Here is a 17,929-nt window from a genome sequence, read left to right as displayed (position 1 = left end):
TCACTAACGAAACCATTATGAAAACATTCGAAACTTTATCAGTTGCTATTCAGGGGTTGAAGAAAGATGGTTACGAATACGATTTCAATCTGCATCCCGACGTGATTGAGTGCGCCGACAAGCGCCAGAAGTTTGCTCCAAACGAGTTCCATGTGGATGCGGTATACCGTTTCGAAGGCATGACCAACCCCGACGACAGCTCGGTGCTGTATGCTATTTCTGCAAATGAAGGCCTCAAGGGACTTTTAGTGGATGCTTACGGTGCCTACTCTGAATCGCTAAGCCCGGAGATGATTAAGAAGCTGACGATCGATACGTACACAAAGCCCTGAGTGCGTTGGCGTTGCGGCGATTTAGCTTTTCAAGGCCATTTAAGTACCGGCCGAAGGTTTGGCTTTAGTAGGCCAGGGCACTGAAAAACGCATTTTTTTTGCTCAAATTTTGGATAAAACGAAGGCAAAGCTATCTTTGCACACCTTTAGAGCATCTGGAGATTTAATGATCTGGGGATCTGGGGATTACGTTTCAAAAATTCCAAAGGAATTTTTGATATCAAATCACCAAACCAAAAAATCATCAAATCTGCAAATGAATCTGGTCCGGTAGTTCAGCTGGTTAGAATGCCTGCCTGTCACGCAGGAGGTCGCGGGTTCGAGTCCCGTCCGGACCGCACAATGCAAAAAAGCCCTTGATTATCAAGGGCTTTTTTGTTGTGTATCATGGCAGGGTATCAGCTAAAGGCATTGGATTGCTTCGTCACCGGAAAATGGCGTACCTTATGTAACTGTCTTTGCCCTAGAGCATGTTGTTTTCAAAACGCCCTCTTCTTGCACTTATGATTCTATTGGTTTGCTGTGATTTTCGCTCAAACATTTCATAAGTACGAACAAGATGGGAAGATTGGCCCTGATAATTTTCTATGGCATAATGCTTTTAGCGCTGTACCCAATTGTGGAGTACGAAATTCATCTAAGGACCATCGAAAGAGAAACAGTTTCAACATTCTCTTATGGGTTGCGTCTTGTATTTTGCGGACCCCTGTTAATCATCGCTGGCATACTAATGCTCTGGTCATGTAGGGGTATCCATCGACTGTTTGGGGGTATTGCCGCCGCGGTAGGGATTTACTGGTTATTGTTGGTTCTTCGCGATTTGCAATCTTTCTAATTTGCCATGTGTACGTATTATTTTGATCATGTACACAGTCCTTCGACCTCTGTTTGATCGGTTTATTGGATCGGACTTGCATGACGTGCAATAAGTTTCCAGGTCTTACCTGATTTAAGATAGACCTCTGTGTACGCCATGTTAGCAGTCATTTTTGAACCACCGACTTCGATATTGAATACTCCTTTACCAACAAGTACAGCAGTCTTTCCAAAGTCTGTTACAGTCATTTCACTTACGTCGATGCTGTTGTATTTTATGACTCCTTTCTTCACGTCCTGCAATTGCTCTTCGGTAGATTTTACCATGCCATTGCCGTGAACAGTGACCGCTTTTTGATCGTAAAGTGTTGCCAATGAATCGGCCTTCCCTTCGAGCAGCCATTTAATTCTGTCCTTGGACAATTTCTTGATCTCCGCATCAGTCTTTGATTGAGCGAACGATGCTGAAACAAGCAGAACTGCGACGAGTGTGGTGAATAGCGTTTTCATGGGATTGTTGTTATTAGTCTTCGGCAAAGGTATTTTGGGGGCGCTCGGTCTTCTGTATACGTATTACGGTTTCTCTTACCACTTTTACCGCTGGCTTACCGTGTGGTTCTCAGAGAGGCGCAAATCGACTACTTTTGTTAAGAAATTGAACCTGAAAAGTCATGAGTTCCATCAGAAGAGTCGAGAGCATTATTGAAGCCAATGCCCTTATTGGGAAAGAGACTTTACACCCAATGGTCACAGTGATCGACTTTTCGAAGCACGGTGAGCTGCACTATATCAAAATGAACATTGGATTCTATGGCGTCTTTCTAAAGACTGCCAAAGATGTCGATTTGTTTTATGGCCGCCATCAATACGATTACAATAAAGGAACGTTGATATTTATTGCGCCCGGGCAAGTCGTTGGTTTCAATGAGGAGAAACTTGGAAAGAAATTTAGGCCGACTGGTTGGGCGTTGATGTTTCATCCTGACCTACTGCAAGGGTCACCATTAGCTAAAAGAATTCACGATTATACATTTTTCTCTTACGATGTTCACGAGGCACTGCATGTTTCAGAACAGGAGAAACAGATTGTTATTGATTGTTTTAGTAAGATTGAACATGAGCTGGGTCGTGGTATCGACAAGCACAGTAAGACATTAATTCTTTCGAATATAGAGTTGTTCTTAAATTACTGCGTCAGATTTTACGACCGGCAGTTTATAACAAGGGACAACGTCAATCGTGATGTGCTTACCAACTTCGAGTCAATATTGGATGACTATTTTTCGAAGAGTCTGCCCAATACTGAAGGGTTGCCCACCGTAGCATACTGTGCCGCTCAGCTAAATCTTTCTGCAAACTACTTCGGTGACCTTGTCAAGAAGGAAACAGGAAAGTCCGCGCAGGAATACATTCAGGCAAAGCTCATTTCAATTGCCAAGGAACGCATCAGCGAAGGAAACAAATCCATGAGTGAAATCGCCTATGAACTTGGATTCAAATATCCTCAACACTTTACGCGGTTGTTTAAGCAGAAAGTAGGCGTAACACCGAATCAATTCAGAAGCGATAACTGACTCCATATTTGCTTCTCAATTGCAGCGATGACCTTCATTGCTTCATGGGTGGGAGACGTATGTCGTTTTGCAGGGATATTGCCTGTCGGTGAGCGACTATTGTTACACTGATTTTAAATGATAAACGAGGTTGGTCACTTGGGTAGGACAGAAAACAAAGGAAATTGGAATTAGAAAGGCGATGGGTGCTTCTACGTTCGTTACGGGAATACAGTTGACTCCTGTTGTTTTCATAATGAGTCTTGGTGGGGTGTTGATTCTAATGCTCGCCACGGCTACGTAAACAATAAAAGTAGCGAAGGGCAATCCCGTCAATGCATTGAAGCACGCATTCATATTAACAATTTAATTATTAGATATTCGTTATTCACTTCTCCCGGACCGCTATGTCAAATCCCCTCCGTTGCCTATCAGCCTTCCTCATCTCAATTAACGCACTCCCCTCCACCGCTCAGGATTGTTCGCAACTGAAGCGTGACGTTTTTGGCAGTACCGAATGGATGGCGCCATCGTTCGACCGATCGCGCAACCTTAGTTTCTCTAAACTTTACATCGCCAGTTTCGGCGACTCACTTAATCTCGTCGATCCCAAGCTTAAGCGCAGCATTGCCGAACACATGCTCATCGTTGGAAAGAATGAAGAGGCGGCCAGGCTACTCAAACAGATCATGCATGTGGACTTCAATAAAAGCGAGACGGTCGCCCTATTGGCCAGCGCTTATCAACGGATGGGGTACCTGGACTCCGCACTTGCTGTTGCCGTACCCTATGGACAATCAAGCGATTGGAATAGCAAATACGGACAGCGGTTCGTCCAAACACGGATTCTGAAAGCACAGATGGCAGCGCAGCAATCACCGAACTGGGTTCTCCACAACAAGGTTCTGGACCTTCCGCCGCTGCGCATATCGCTGGACAGTATCGACCAGAAACGGAATATCCTGGAGAATGCAATACACTTCGAGTGGGAATTGAGCAGGCAAGTCCACATCGTGCCTACCCCCAATCTCATCCTCGCCAGAACGTTTGAAGAGGTGGCCGACGCGATGTCTCAGCTTTCGTGGCATCGGGCGGAGATTCTCTACTATATTGGAATGCAGTATGATCCGGACAATAGCCTTGGAATAAAGGCCAGGTTTGAAGAAAATCATAACCGCATGAAGGCATGTGGTGCGAGAATCATTTTTAATGATGAAGACCTGGGTTCAGCGTTTCCTCCTCCCCGCGAGGTAACCAAAATCGACTATGAATACCACGACGATATGCTTCGTGTGCTGGCCTACCAGGATAAAGTGAGGACCAGGTCGCGCGTGAGGTGGATTGTCATGGTTGCCCTGGCTCTTGGAATAGCCGGTTTCTGGTTCGCCAGATTAAGATACCTTCGAAGGCTTAGGCGTTAGCGCCAGACAATGTCAAGTAATTCCAGAGAGCAACGCATTGACTTGCTCATCGGTTATTCTATAACGGTCCTTGGTTGAAGTGACCTCAAATCCGTTTCTTTTTAATAGATAAGTACCATCAGGTTGGGGTATACTATCACAATGTCAGGGCATGAAGTCATGGCGAGGTAGGGCGGCTACCGTTGAATATGTGTTCTACTTCTTGTAGACAAGCGAAACGTCATCGAAGTATGCCTTCAAAGAAAAAGACAGGTGTAAATGCCTGTCTTCTTCTTCATTGCTATCAGCCCTTTTTCTTCTTGGGCGTTGCAGCAGGGGGTGGCGGGGCTTTTTGCTCCTGGAGCAACATCGGGAAGTGTTCCTGAATTGCCTCCTTTGCCTTTTGCATCTTGATAATATCCTCGATGATAACCGTGGGATTAAAGCTGGGGGGATATGACCTGGGTGGAAACTCCTGTAGTGACTTGGCGAAAACGCCTACTCCTTCCATGCCCATGTATACTTGCGGAACGTGGTTCATGATCCAGTCCCAATAGGTGTTCGAAGTAATGTCTGCCCGTTCATAGGGGTCCTGCATCAGGTTGTAAAGCTTCGTCAGGCGTAGCTTGGTAAACGGCTCTGCCCAAACGCCCATCGTACCGGCCATACGTTGTTCGGCAAAGCTCATCTTCCAATCGCCCTGACGCATCGCGACTAACATGCCATCATCGTCCGTGTAAAAAAATGTTGAACGCGCACTCTTAATGCTATTATTAGTTCCAACGGTCCCGCTAACAGTTGTCAGAAATTTCGATTGATCAAACCCGTCAAGGTGGACCTTATATTTGATGCCGTTGGCGCTATAGCCGGCCTTTAACTTGTTGATGATGTCGGGTTCACCGGCGATTGCGCAAAGCGTAGGAACCCAGTCGTTGTGGCTCATTAAACCATTGCTAATAGTACCTGCCTTGATATGATCTGGCCAACGTACCAGGCAGGGAACGCGAAAGGCACCTTCCCAGTTGGTGTTCTTCTCGCTGCGGAATGATGTCATGGCGCCGTCGGGCCACGTGTTCATGTGCGGACCATTGTCGGAAGTGTAGACCACGATGGTATTGTTCGTTACACCCATGTCATCCAATGCTTTCAGGATGCTGCCGATGGTTTCATCGTGCTCGATCATGCCGTCAATGTATTCACTGTCGCCGTGCTCATACTTGCCGCGATGCTCAGGTCTTACGTGTGTACGCAAGTGCATGCGCGTGGAATTGAACCAGCAGAAGAAGGGTTTGCCTGCCGTTTGTTGACGCTTCATGAAGTCTATAGCTGCCGCCGACGTTTCATCATCAATGGTTTCCATCCGTTTCTTCGTTAATGGACCTGTGTCTTCAATCTTCTGCTTTCCCACTTTTCCAAACCGTGGATCGACTGTCGGATCATCTACTGTAGTGGCGACGCACTTCAGTACACCACGTGGACCCCATCTTTGCTTGAACGCGGGATCCTTTGGATAATCCGGCAGCTCTGGTTCTTCCTCAGCATTGAGATGATACAGGTTTCCGAAAAATTCATCGAAGCCATTCACGGTGGGTAACGATTCATTGCGGTCACCCACGTGATTTTTTCCGAATTGCCCGGTGGTGTAACCTAGCCCCTTGAGCAATCCACCGATCGAGGGATCTAGTTGATTCATGCCCATTGGCGCTCCGGGAAAACCCACCTTCGTGAGCCCTGTACGAATGCCGTGCTGTCCGGTGAGGAATGCTGCGCGTCCTGCGGTGCAACTTTGCTCACCATAGTAGTGAAGTAAGCGCAGACCTTCATTGGCGATGCGGTCGATGTGAGGGGTCACGTAGCCCATCAGTCCGTCGCTGTATGCACTGAGGTTGGTGATGCCTACGTCATCGCCGAAGATGACAAGGATGTTTGGTTTGGCCTGCTGTGCTGTTACCATTAAGGGGGCAGCTGTGAGCAGCAGCAGTAAGTAGCGGATTAGTTTTAATCTTTTCATGAGGGGTTTTTTAAGGTCGAACAACAAATTATGAAAACGGAAGGTGAATGCGCCAACTGCGACGCGTGCTGAATAAATATAGCACGTCGGTGGGAGATCATCAAAATGCCGTCACTTCAGCTCCTCCGGAGTAACTGATAACATTAGGTTAATGTGTCCCACAAAGCCATTAAAAACATCAATAATGGTTCAAAATAGCATACTCCGTTTTGTTCGAGGTCCCGTTCTGACCGCAAACAAATCTCAGTTAAGTGTTCAAAAGTTGATCAAAGTTATGTGCGTCATGGTATATTGAAAGGGATGCAGGACATCAAACGGAAAGTGGTCTACGTTATCCATGTTCATGTCGTAACTGGTGGTTGACCATGCGCACCGGACAAGCGAATTGTAGTTTTCGTTAATGGAGCAGTTGATGTTATTTGAGGTCAGATCCCCGGAAGTCCATTGATAAGGAATCATGGACGTCGTGGTTTTGTCGGGTGCAACGTCCGTGTGCCAAAACGGTTCTTCTTCGTCGTCGCAGCGATTGAATAAGACAGGGACGCATAGGAGAAGCAGGATCAGTTTTCTCATCATAATGAATCCGAAGTCAGGGGCGGAGACGTGTAGTCGGCACGTTGATTTGCCGGATACAAATATGTTTACTTCTTATAGACAAGCGAAACGTCATCGAAGTAAGCTGAGCCGGTGCTCGTTCCGCTCATAATCAGGAAGACGTAAAGATTGGTCGTGCCCGAAGGAATGGCATTCATCCCCACCGTGTATTCCTTGAAATCATGCGACCCGTTGATGCTGGTAGTGCCTTGTGAAGTTTCGAAGGAGAGCACGGTTGTATTCGAGTCACAACGCAAGGCTACAAATACGCCTTCTCCCGTTACATCCTGAGTCTTAATCTTGGCCTTTAGAACAAGTTGTGCTCCATCGGGAAAATTCGCTGACGTAAGGTTCTGCGACCAGAAAGAGAATCCGTTAGCCTGAGTATCGAGTGCCGTTATCTTCAGGGAATGCGACGGTGAACTAAATTCAACTGCATCCAACGCACCCACGTGATTGGCTGTGCTCACGTATTGCCAACCTGGGCTATTATCGAAATCATCATCCAGAAGAGTGATGAACTTTTCATCGTCGTCGGAGCAAAAAGTAAGGAGCAAAAGCGCCAGAATGCAGCTTGTTCTAATACCCATCATATAACACAACGTTTAATTCAGTTAATGAATTTAATGAAAGTTGAGCATACAAAAAAACCGTGCATTGCTCCACGTCAATTACTGTCGCCCGGAAATCAATTTGATCCTGGCCAGGTGCGACTCAATCATCGGCAGGTACTCCCGGGCAAAGGCTTTGACGTCCTCGTCGTTTGAGCCAAGCGCCTTCCTGAACATCGTTACATCCTGTTCATGCTCAACTATCATCGCATTAATAAATTTATCATCGAATGCCTTTCCTTTTTTTAGTCTGGCAAGTTGCTCCCTGTTTTTCTGTTTAGCATCGCTTAAGTTCGTGGGAAGCGTCACTTTCTTTTTTAGTGCAAGCGAACGGAGACTGTTGAGCAATGTATTTTGATCCTCGACCATTAGCTTGCCATATTCCCGGACAGCTGAAGATGTGCCCTTTTTAGCAGCGAGTTTACCTTCCCTTAATGCCATCATTCGGCTGTCGGCGGCGTTTACCAGAAATTCGGCGTCATTATTCTCAACGATACCACTAATTGTTTTTTTGCTATTGGACTCAGTAGCAATCTCGACGGGATCTGGTGGCTGAGCTCGTAATTCGTTGAATAGGGCGGAAGCAAGTCCAATAATAAAAATAATGTGACGAGTTTTCATGCGGCAACAGTTATAGGAAGATGTCTATAACATCGATGTCCTTGCAATCGTAATACCAGGTCCCGGTATCAACATGGCGCCGAGTGAATGGTTTTTTTTTGCACCGGTGAATGTCACCTTCTCAGGAAACAATAGAAAAGGACCTCAGTTGCCGGGCGTCGTGTGGATAATTTTTCCTTTTGCTATGCCAATATGTTCACTATGGTATGGCATTTGCTAACTCAATGTATCCATCGGCCTGACGATAGCGCAAGAGTAGTGGAAAGGGCTGATGTCGAATACTAACTACGTGGTGGGTAATAAACCTTCGGTTACCTGGTCATCGCGTTGTATTCATCCTACTTCCGTTATGTTTTAAAATTGTTGATACCCAACCAGTTCTAAACCTCCACCAAATGAAGAAATCATTTATCATTCTACTATGTATCTCTATGCCCTGTTGCTTATTGGCCCAGGAATCATTGACTGAAGAGCCAGCGAAGCGAAAGGAGCTTGGACTAACCTTTAGAAATTTTGATAGTTTTGGATTAACCTTTCGAACCGGAACAGAAACGGCCTTATGGAGATTTAACACAATATTCATTGGAGGAAGCTCCCTCGAGAGCATTGCAGACAGTGTCTATGATAAGCAGAGTAATTCCGGGATCAGCATTCAGGCTGGCAAGGAGTTTCGCAAGTTGATGGCAAACAATTTTGAATTGAGATTCGGTGTAGACGTTTCATTTACATATTCAAAATATAAATCCGAGTATTCCTCCAACATAAGTGATTACTTCAGATTTTCTGAGCGAATAACCTACACTCCGGGGCTAAGTTTAGTATTTGGACTAAACTATGTTCTTAATTCTAATTTGGTGATCGGCGCCGAACTATTACCAACGGTTTCCTACTCGACAGGAACTTCTACGGATATAGATTCTTACACCTGGCAAGAGGTGAAAAGTGATGTTTCAGGATTTTCTTATGGATTGTCAAACTCTTCCGTATTACTCTCTTTAGCTTATAGATTTTAACTGCGGCGTCCTTTCTGAAGTGGCAACAACGGCGCTGTAAGCGCGAGGTCTGATACTTTCATGCAACATCTACCCAACAGCGGGCTTAGCGAACGTCTCGTCGAACGCCGTCCTGATCATTTTACCAGCGCCTTCCGAAATCTTATCCCGGCTATCATCTATTTCGTATGTAAACAATCCAGGCTTCTTTTGATCTACACGGATAAACACATACATCAGCTTCTTCATCTTGGCCGCCGCTTCCTTTCGGAGTATGGCCGTAACCTCTTCAGAGAACTTTTCAACTTTCGCCGTAGTGATTTTCTCTTCCCTGGTGGTTTGTTTGATCGTAGAATGGAATGTGACGTGTGACACTATTTTCGGAAGTAAGATTAAAACCGTGTTTTGTATGACTTGTTGATCAAAGATCTTCGTCAATATATTAACTTTCGGGCTGAAACGCGATTACGCACATTAGCGTAGATCGCATTATTCGGTTTTCAACATAAGACAGCACCATGGCAAAGTTTAATCCAAAACAAGTCGAAGAAATAAATGCAATAATTAAATCGGTAGAAGCAGAGCTGAAACCCGGAATGGAGATTGGCGCAAAAGAGCGTGCAAGTCTGGCGGGCCTTTTACAGGTAAATAAGATCGAGAAGCGACCAAAACACTTCAAGAGCAAAGTGGAATATTCAGATGCGATAGTTTCATACTTCGTTAAGGAGAAGGGGGTAACTAAGAACCGGTTCAGCGGAAACAACCAATCGTCGGTTTATATTATTTGAATTCGTGCCGATTGCAGATCGGGTTTGATGTGCAACATAATTGTTTCGCCTGTACATAGAATTCAGCTTCCTTTCTTGAATTAGTAACCCCCGACCGACCATCAGCGGTGACGTTGTACCGCGCGCTGCCGGCAAGTAGAACAACACTTCCGCATATTCCAGTGCGTGGTACCATCTGTATTGTAGTGGCAATGACTGCTACTCTTGTGTTGGCCACGATACAGATGATGTCGGTTACTCGTTAACGCGGTTTGCCATTGATACACGTGCTGGCTGCTATCGGATCTTCTTTGAGTTTTCTGTAAACTTATTTTCACACAAATGACGATAGTCTATCGTTAGCTGGTTTTTCACCTGCGAATTCGTTAACTTTTTTCTCAACCCCTCTCGTTATGCGAAAACTCATCCACCTTGCCCTGCTGCTGGCGGTTACGCTGGTGACCTGCAATCCACCTTCAAACTCAGACAAATCAGCGGATCAGAAGAGTTCAGCGGCTGTCAAACGCCGGTATATGGTGTTCTTGCAACCATCGTACGTGAAGCCGATCGCCTTACGGGATTTCGATAAGATGGACGAGACCACCAGGACAAAGACCCGCGCGGAAATTCAAGCAACTATATCAAGCTTCATGGGCGACCTTGGGTTCACTGGAGACTCCCTGAAGACTTATGTCGATTTAGTTGTCGCCTTTTCGTCGCTCATGACGGAAGAACAGGCGGCAACGTTTCAGGCCGACCACGTGAAAGTGCAGTCAGTTCTGAGCGATCTCAAAATAGAAGGCCGACCCATTCAGCAGGGTAGACCGATTCAACAGGATGCCAGGATTGAGAAGGATGCTACCGATATCACGGCAGCGCAGGATTGGGGTCTGACGCAGAGCGGATCGGTATGGACGAGCTGCGCGGTGTCCACGGCGGGAGGTACGCCAAACACTCCAACTTCAAGCACGCTGATCTGGATAATCGACACAGGCATTGCAACCGGCAGACCTGGCACCAATCCATATCTTAATGTGAAAGTTGATTTAGGCAGGAACTTCACTTCAACTGGCGGCGAGTTGGCATTCGAAGATGACAATGGCCACGGCACGATGGTCGCAGGTGTAGCTGCAGCAAGGAGTATTTCCTGGAGACCATCAGGTTCATCGACGCAAACTCTGGTTGCTGGTGTTGCGCCAGGTGCACCTGTGGTTCCTTTAAAGGTCCTGGACAGCAAGGGAGAGGGTGATTGGCAGTGGGTGATCGACGCCCTTACGCACATCTATGTTAACTACCCCACGAAGCGCGGAGATGTGATTAATCTCAGTCTTGGTGAATTCCTTGGAAAGGGTGGAACCTGCGGTACTCAATACGATGGTATAAAGACCGCTATTGAGAACCTGGTTCGTGAGCGCGATCACTTCGTTGTTATCGCATCCGGGAACGACGGAAGGAAAGTGAAACGTGCCCTCCCGGGTTGTCTTAACTTTGATAGAACGCTAAGGAACAAAATTGTTATTGTCGCAGCAGCGGCATGTGACCGGCAATGTGTTTTGTTTTCGAACCTGGGGCGAAAAGTTGACTTTGTCGCGGTAGGCACCAACGTATTTACAACCTACTTGAAGAACGCTCAGGGCTGGCAGTTTTTCGTTGGCTCGGGTACGTCATTGTCGGCAGCAGTGGTGTCAGGTATCATCCAGTCTTCGGGCAGGTTGCCCAGGACCAATGGTCCCAAAATCACCTGTTATCCGCGTGACTACGATCCTGACGATACTGGAACCGGAGACCCACCATTCGACCACGTATATACTTACGCTGTCAGACGCGCACCCGAAGAATGATGTTGGTAAGGTCTTCAGATCCGCTGTATACTTTCTTTAAGTCCGCTATATACTTTCTTCAGATCGGCTATAGATGTTCTTTAAGTCCGCTTTAAGTCCGCTTCAGATTTTCTATCCATCGGCTTCTCATTCTCCGTATATCCGCCTTATGTCTTCATCACCTCGGCATCATGTGTTCATCATATCCGCTGGAGCGTAGATGGATAGTTGCCGCATAGTAGCAACATATCAGGTCTATATGGTTTCTGTTTATGGTATCCTATTGAATGCGCCCAACAACCTGTATCCCGTGCGTTGTGGTCGTCTTGATTATTTCAAACGTACTCGCGGACCATCCTCTTTCCTGGTGATGCCATATTTATGTATATTTCTCCAGGAGTATTTCAGCGAAGCAGCGTTGCCGGGGTGCGTGACGTCGATGCAATGAGTTTCAGCGCTGAAGAATCAGATACTAAAAAATTGAGCGTCACGTAATGCGTTTTTTTAGTCTATTTTCTGCGGCCGGTAAAGTAGAACAATATTTCCGCATATTCCTGCGCGTGGTATCTGTCTGTATTGGCGTGCTCACGATTAATAATCTATCGTTAGCCCAGTCGGGAAACAGATCGCGCTACCTCCAATTAATTGACCATGCACAAGCTCTGAAGGACAGCCTTCCACAACAAGCAAAGGCAGACTATGTCGCAGCATGGAAACTCGCCGGAGATCAGAGTACTTCCGTAAAAACATGGCTACTGAATGAAATTGGTCAGCTGTATCACGTTGAGGGAAATTACGACTCCTCGACCATGTATTATCGTCAGGCCTTATCACTGGCTATTTCTGCGAAGCACACCACGGAGGAGGTAAGCGCACTTCAGGGCATCGCAGATAACTTTCGGAGGCAAACACTGCACGACTCCTCACATGCCTACCTGGAGAAGGCCATAAAAGTAGCGCGTGAGCATCAACTGTACGGTGAAGAAGCCGGTTTGTACAACGACGCCGGCAATGTTTATGTCGATAGAAACAATCTGAAGGAAGCACTGTCAAGCTACATCAGGGCGGCGAATCTGTATGATAGCGCCACGAAAGATGACATCGGGCGTGGTCGGGTGTTGGGCAACATATCGAACGTCCACTATCTTCTTGGAGACTATGACAAAGCGTTGGAGTACGTGGCGCAGGCAAATGCGATTGCCGGGGCAACGTCTTACGACGAAGGAATTGCTTACAATCATAAGCTCGCGGGAAGGATTTACCGCCAGAAGAAAATGCCCGACAAAGCGCTTCAGGAATACAAAGTTGCCTGGGTGGCGTATGATCGCGCGGGCGACAAGTACAATCTCGCGGAACTGGCGCTCGGTATCGGCAATCTGTACTACGACCTTGAAGAATATAACAACGCGTTGACAGAGTACAGGAAAGCTCTTGCCCTGGCGCGGGAGATATCTTCCCGAAATCTTATTACACATGCATATTCAGCAATTGGTTTTGCCTTTTATGCGCTCAGGCAGTGGGAGGGTGCTTCCGCATACATGGACTCGACCCGGGAGCTTGCGTCGGACGTAGGGAATGCGTATCTGGAGATGGATGCCTACGAAATACTGTCAAGGGTTGAAAGCGAGCTGCATCATTACGAGCGTGCGCTTGCATATAAGGAACGGTACATCTCAATCAAAGACAGCCTGGTTGCCGCGGAGAACAGAAACTCTATTGTTGAAATGGAAGCTAAGTACCAGAACGACAAAAAGAGCGCGGCGATCGTGTTGCTCACCAAGGAGCAGGAAGTGAAGTCTGCCGAGTTGGAACGGAACAGGATCGTCACCGGTAGCATAGTCATTGCCTTTATTGCCGCTGTTGTTATTTCGTCTTTACTGCTGAACCGTTACAGGCTTCTGAACCGAACAAAAAGTGAAATTGAAATCGAACGCATGCGCAATCAGATTGCGCGCGACCTGCACGATGACATTGGATCAACTTTATCAAGCATCAACATCATCAGTCAGGTGGCATTAAAAGAAGGGACAATGGGACAGTCACTCGACACACATTTCCGGCGGATTCGCGAACAATCATCCAAAATGATGGAGAACATGTCAGACATCGTCTGGTCGATTGATCCGGAGAATGATAGTATGGAAAAGGTCGTGGTGAGGATGAAGGAATTCTGTGGCGAGATACTGGACTCCCGGGACATCATTTATTCATTTGAAAACATCGAATTGATTTTGGGATTGAACCTGAACATAGAGTCACGAAAAAGTCTTTTCCTTATTTTCAAAGAGATCGTTAATAATACGGCCAAATACAGCGAGGCAACCCGAATCGACGTTGTGTTTGGCAAGGCCGGCAGCGGGTGGCGGATGGCGATTGCTGACAATGGAAAAGGGTTTGATAAAACAACGGCAAGAAAGGGCAATGGACTGAGCAATATACAGAAACGCGCTGTTGCCATGAATGCGAAAGTAGAACTGCAAACAGAGCCCGGGAACGGAACTACCTTTATCCTTGAGGTTGCAGACATCACATGATCGGGGTATGGCGCCTTTGATGAATGCATGCCAGTTTGCAATATGACTACGGACATGACAATTTCAATATTTGAAGACAACTCCCAGCTGCGCGAAAGTCTCGTGAGTTTTTTAAGGTTAAAGGAAGGCGTCACCATTGCTGGCGCGTACGAGAATGTTTTGTCGATAGCTGGCCATGTTCAGCGTGACAAGCCTGACCTCGTACTGATGGATATTGATATGCCCGGCATGTCGGGAATAGAGGCAGTGAAAATAGTGCGGTCATTAAACAACGATGTTGCCATCCTGATGCTGACTGTTTTTGATGACAACCAGCATGTGTTCGACGCCATTTGTGCCGGCGCATCCGGTTATCTGTTGAAGAAGCATATTGCAGACAGATTGTTTTCCGCAGTCGATGAAGTAATGACGGGTGGCGCACCAATGTCGCCCAGTATTGCGCGTATGGTCATCAACTCTATGAAGATCGCTCAGAAAGAGCACAATCCTTATTTACTTACCCCTCGCGAACTGGATATTCTCCGATCGCTATCAACCGGAAACAGCTACAAACTCATTTCTTCCGAATTAAACATCACTTTGGATACAGTCAGGACGCACATCAAAAAGATCTACGAGAAACTTCATGTACACTCCCAGACGGAGGCAGTATCGAAGGCGCTCAGGGAGAAGCTCGTCTAGCCGGCGACCGGAACTGACACCGGGAGAGGATACATTGATGCGCATATCGCCCGTTCATGCGATACCGCGATATCATATTTGTGCTGAAGTTTACATGCCCGCCGCGCACGAACTATATGCATGATTAACAAAACCCTCAGCCCTATGAAATCCACTCTATTCCTTGTCGCATTCGCGATCAGTATGTTTTCAAGTGCTTATGCACAACTGAATCCTCCGACTTACTATGGGAACGGAGCCGGAACTTTGGGAAAAGGCAGCAGCTATTTCGGTTTTCAGGCCGGGAAGTCAGTAACGGAAGCGAACGAAGGTGGAGAGAGTTATAATTCATTCTTTGGCGATCTTTGTGGCCAGGCAACAACTACTGGATTCGGAAATACGGCGATGGGGCATAGAGCGTTATACAGCAACGTTTCGTACGGGTCTAACACAGCCATCGGATTCCGCGCGCTTGAGTATAACACGGCCAGTAGCAACACAGCCGTTGGCTACTCGTCACTGCAGCACAATTCGACGGGAACTTCCAACGTAGCTGTAGGTTCACAAAGTATGGACTACAACAGAACCGGGACCGGCAACACTGCGATTGGAAGTTTTACCATGACTTACAATCAGACAGGCAACGAAAGTACGGCGCTGGGATATTTTGTCATGACCAATTCAACGGCGTCGTTCAATACAGTTATCGGTGCGTGGGCAGGTTACAACAATTCTTCGGGCAGCAACAATACTTCAATGGGTCATAAATCATTGTACGAGAATACATCCGGACACATCAATTCGGCCTATGGTATGCACGCGTTAGCTAACAACGAGACCGGGTCGCTGAACAGTGCATTTGGCGCCCATGCTGGCCCCACGCTTGCGAACCTGTCCAACACAACGGCGCTGGGATATAACGCTGTGCCTACTGCGTCCAATCAGGTCAGGATAGGCAATACCTCTGTTACCAGCATTGGTGGAAAAGTATCATGGTCTACTTTCTCGGATGGCCGATTCAAAAAGGATGTTAGAGAAGATGTATCAGGACTTGAATTTATCAAGCAGCTAAGGCCGGTGAGCTACACTCTTGACGACAACGCCATCGATAAGTTTCTTCAGATACCAGACACCCTGCAGTCAGAGAAGACGTCGGCTAAAAAGAATGTCATCCGCCATACGGGTTTTATTGCCCAGGAGGTTGAGGCTGTGGTCCGTGATGCGGGATATGTGTTTGACGGCGTTGAGTCACCCCAGAATAAAGGTGACCACTATGCCATCCGTTATGCAGAGTTTGTCGTGCCCCTGGTAAAGGCTGTGCAGGAGCTTTCAAAAGAAGTTGAGGTGCTGAAGCAACAGCTTGCCACCTTCGAAAACCCCGGAGCTACCCGTTCCGTGGGAGATGCCGTCCTGTTTCAGAATAGTCCCAATCCTTTTTCGGCAGGTACCGAAGTAAAGGTGTCATTGCCTGAGTCAACGGGTTACGCACGGCTCATGATTTATACTCTGGAGGGTAAACAGGTGAAGTCGCTTCCGATTCAGGATCGCGGCGATGTAACGGTAAAGGTGCAGTCAGGGGAAGGATTGAGCGCCGGCATGTACCTGTACACCCTCATCGTCGATGGTAAGGTGATCGACACGAAGCGAATGATTTTAACAGATCACTGATTCTTTAACGAGATCTGGTCTCAGTTTATTTCACCTTCACCACAGCGGGTGGCGTCCACTCGTCCCGTACAACATTTTCGTCAGGCCAGTAACATCTTACGTATAATGAGAATACTTCCTTAGGAGCAGGCAACCAATTGCTGATTTTTTCATCCGATGGAGGCGTGCTTTGCACATAAAGAGTAAGTGAGCCGTCAGGATTTGTTTTCAGTGTTTTATTTTTTGTGCCAAGAGAATAGCGGTTCAAATTGTTGGGTACAAAGAAATGTTCCTTGTCGTACATGGTGAGCGACCAAAATCCTTTTACTGGTGGTATTTCACCTTTTGCAAAGGTGACGGTGTATTGGTTACGGCCGTTTAATCTTGTTCCGGCTGAATCGAGATCCTGGTAGAAGTATTTTGTTTCATTTGGCTTGTTTACGAAAATATTTGCCTTTGCACAGGCGGTCCTGGTGAGATAATCTACTCCAAACTGTGCTCCATTACTTTGGGTGGTCCATCTGTTCTTGACAGGATAGCCAACATTTACAAATTGAAGCAATGGGTTAACAAGCGTTTTGTCGGCATCAATAGCTGCTTGCCTTGCAATTTCCTTCAGCTTGGGATTTTTAGCAATAGCATCCAGTAAGCCACTAACCTGCGCATACCATGCTTCCTCACCCTTTTGTGGAGGAACTTCATTTAAGATATCCGGCAGCTGGTCGTAAAAAGTTTCAGGCTTCACCCATTTTGTTTCGCCTCCCCCGGAATTACCTGGTGGTGTGCTCTTTGTTTTTCTCCAATCCACCATTTTCATTTTGCCATCAAACTCACTCAGCGGGTACTGATTAATTTGATTGATCAACGGCTGCACAGCTTCTTTATCAGCCGGATCATCGGATTGAAAAACGCGTGGAAGAATAAGGCCATATCTTGTGGGACAGGTAAGGACTCCGGTAATCCCCTCGGGAACTTTGCCTTTCCAGTCTCTGCCTGTTACAAGGTAAAAGCCGGGTTTTGTGTGATACATTTGCCCCAACCCGGCAAAGCCGTCTGTACGCTCATCGCTAACCTGGTACACCCAAAACCGTTCGCCAAAATCCGGCACTTGTATTACGATAGGTTCACTTTGTGTATCAAACGGACCTACTCCATATACGACATCCTGGTTTGGACATGCAATTGTCCTTTGTTCCGGCTTGATGTAATCGTTAAGTAAACACAGTCGACCGATTGGGGCCGTAGGAATCACTCCGCCAACATACACGGGTTCCTTCACGTCGCTGAGCAGCCTGACCCTGTTGTGGACATTAACCATAGGCCAGGCCCACAGGTAAACAAGTTTCGTCATGCTCTTTACATATTCTTCAGTCATCACTGTGTTAGGCACTGGCCCGGCCGGCAGTTGTTCAACAGGATCATCTGCCAATGAGCGGGTTGATGAAGAAACGGTGTCGCCTTTTGAAGCGTCTTCTATTGTTGCTTTTTGATTGCATGCAATGACGACTACGGGCAATATCAGAATAACGAGTTTTTTATACATAGTGACTTCTGTTTTGATATCAATCTAT

General features: G+C 46.8%; 16 protein-coding genes and 1 tRNA gene. 10 read left to right on the top strand and 7 right to left on the bottom strand.

Translation table 11 applies throughout. The features are described from left to right. Positions 1-17: 17 nt before the first annotated feature. Both WBG78_RS30015 and WBG78_RS30010 read left to right on the top strand, forming a co-directional pair. Complete coding sequence (locus WBG78_RS30015) at positions 18-332, top strand: phosphoribosylpyrophosphate synthetase (protein ID WP_337330240.1); 315 nt, start codon at positions 18-20, stop codon at positions 330-332. Positions 333-596: 264 nt separating this feature from the next. Continuing rightward, positions 597-670: transfer RNA gene (locus tag WBG78_RS30010), tRNA-Asp, on the top strand. 559 nt (positions 671-1,229) lie between these two features. On the opposite strand, the gene WBG78_RS30005 is transcribed toward WBG78_RS30010, so the two are convergent. Next, complete coding sequence (locus WBG78_RS30005) at positions 1,230-1,658, bottom strand: nuclear transport factor 2 family protein (RefSeq protein WP_337330239.1); 429 nt, start codon at positions 1,656-1,658, stop codon at positions 1,230-1,232. Between the two features lie 161 nt (positions 1,659-1,819). Between WBG78_RS30005 and WBG78_RS30000 the strand changes: the two genes are divergently transcribed. Continuing rightward, the gene (locus WBG78_RS30000; RefSeq protein WP_337330238.1) at positions 1,820-2,722 is read left to right on the top strand and encodes a helix-turn-helix domain-containing protein; all 903 of its coding nucleotides are present in this window, start codon (positions 1,820-1,822) and stop codon (positions 2,720-2,722) included. Positions 2,723-3,108: 386 nt separating this feature from the next. Beyond that, the gene (locus WBG78_RS29995) at positions 3,109-4,122 is read left to right on the top strand and encodes a hypothetical protein (RefSeq protein ID WP_337330237.1); all 1,014 of its coding nucleotides are present in this window, start codon (positions 3,109-3,111) and stop codon (positions 4,120-4,122) included. Between the two features lie 283 nt (positions 4,123-4,405). Here WBG78_RS29995 and WBG78_RS29990 read toward each other — a convergent pair whose 3' ends face one another. From WBG78_RS29990 to WBG78_RS29975, 4 genes are all read right to left on the bottom strand, one after another. After that, positions 4,406-6,112: an arylsulfatase gene (locus WBG78_RS29990; protein WP_337330236.1), complete on the bottom strand. Its 1,707-nt coding sequence runs from the start codon at positions 6,110-6,112 to the stop codon at positions 4,406-4,408. Between the two features lie 255 nt (positions 6,113-6,367). Then, positions 6,368-6,688 (bottom strand): hypothetical protein, encoded by a 321-nt coding sequence (locus tag WBG78_RS29985; RefSeq protein WP_337330235.1) that lies wholly within the window; start codon positions 6,686-6,688, stop codon positions 6,368-6,370. A 65-nt stretch (positions 6,689-6,753) separates the two neighbouring features. After that, positions 6,754-7,299 carry a hypothetical protein gene (locus WBG78_RS29980; RefSeq protein WP_337330234.1) on the bottom strand — a complete coding sequence of 182 codons (546 nt, stop codon included), beginning with the start codon at positions 7,297-7,299 and terminating at the stop codon, positions 6,754-6,756. Between the two features lie 78 nt (positions 7,300-7,377). After that, positions 7,378-7,938, bottom strand: a complete 561-nt coding sequence (locus WBG78_RS29975; protein WP_337330233.1) for a DUF4142 domain-containing protein — start codon at positions 7,936-7,938, stop codon at positions 7,378-7,380. A gap of 395 nt (positions 7,939-8,333) precedes the next feature. On the opposite strand from WBG78_RS29975, the gene WBG78_RS29970 reads away from it, so the two are divergent. Then, positions 8,334-8,951 (top strand): hypothetical protein, encoded by a 618-nt coding sequence (locus tag WBG78_RS29970; RefSeq protein WP_337330232.1) that lies wholly within the window; start codon positions 8,334-8,336, stop codon positions 8,949-8,951. A 69-nt stretch (positions 8,952-9,020) separates the two neighbouring features. Here the strand turns inward: WBG78_RS29970 and WBG78_RS29965 are convergent, their stop codons facing one another. After that, positions 9,021-9,305: a hypothetical protein gene (locus tag WBG78_RS29965; RefSeq protein ID WP_337330231.1), complete on the bottom strand. Its 285-nt coding sequence runs from the start codon at positions 9,303-9,305 to the stop codon at positions 9,021-9,023. 143 nt (positions 9,306-9,448) lie between these two features. Here WBG78_RS29965 and WBG78_RS29960 point away from each other — a divergent pair, with 143 nt between their 5' ends. The 5 genes from WBG78_RS29960 to WBG78_RS29940 all read left to right on the top strand — a co-directional run bounded on the left by WBG78_RS29960 (position 9,449) and on the right by WBG78_RS29940 (position 16,379). Beyond that, the gene (locus tag WBG78_RS29960) at positions 9,449-9,718 is read left to right on the top strand and encodes a hypothetical protein (protein WP_337330230.1); all 270 of its coding nucleotides are present in this window, start codon (positions 9,449-9,451) and stop codon (positions 9,716-9,718) included. Positions 9,719-10,110: 392 nt separating this feature from the next. Then, positions 10,111-11,538 (top strand): S8 family peptidase, encoded by a 1,428-nt coding sequence (locus tag WBG78_RS29955; protein ID WP_337330229.1) that lies wholly within the window; start codon positions 10,111-10,113, stop codon positions 11,536-11,538. 473 nt (positions 11,539-12,011) lie between these two features. After that, the gene (locus tag WBG78_RS29950; protein ID WP_337330228.1) at positions 12,012-14,051 is read left to right on the top strand and encodes a tetratricopeptide repeat-containing sensor histidine kinase; all 2,040 of its coding nucleotides are present in this window, start codon (positions 12,012-12,014) and stop codon (positions 14,049-14,051) included. Positions 14,052-14,105: 54 nt separating this feature from the next. Then, positions 14,106-14,732, top strand: coding sequence for a response regulator transcription factor (locus WBG78_RS29945; protein ID WP_337330227.1), 627 nt, complete (start codon positions 14,106-14,108; stop codon positions 14,730-14,732). A gap of 144 nt (positions 14,733-14,876) precedes the next feature. Further along, the gene (locus WBG78_RS29940; protein ID WP_337330226.1) at positions 14,877-16,379 is read left to right on the top strand and encodes a tail fiber domain-containing protein; all 1,503 of its coding nucleotides are present in this window, start codon (positions 14,877-14,879) and stop codon (positions 16,377-16,379) included. 25 nt (positions 16,380-16,404) lie between these two features. Here WBG78_RS29940 and WBG78_RS29935 read toward each other — a convergent pair whose 3' ends face one another. Then, positions 16,405-17,901: a DUF1254 domain-containing protein gene (locus WBG78_RS29935; protein ID WP_337330225.1), complete on the bottom strand. Its 1,497-nt coding sequence runs from the start codon at positions 17,899-17,901 to the stop codon at positions 16,405-16,407. Between the last annotated feature and the right edge of the window lie 28 nt (positions 17,902-17,929).

Source organism: Chryseolinea sp. T2 (genome assembly GCF_037203685.1).
Lineage (GTDB): Bacteria > Bacteroidota > Bacteroidia > Cytophagales > Cyclobacteriaceae > Chryseolinea.
Note: the sequence above shows the minus strand (reverse complement) of the source record. Positions and strands in the feature narration are given on the sequence as shown.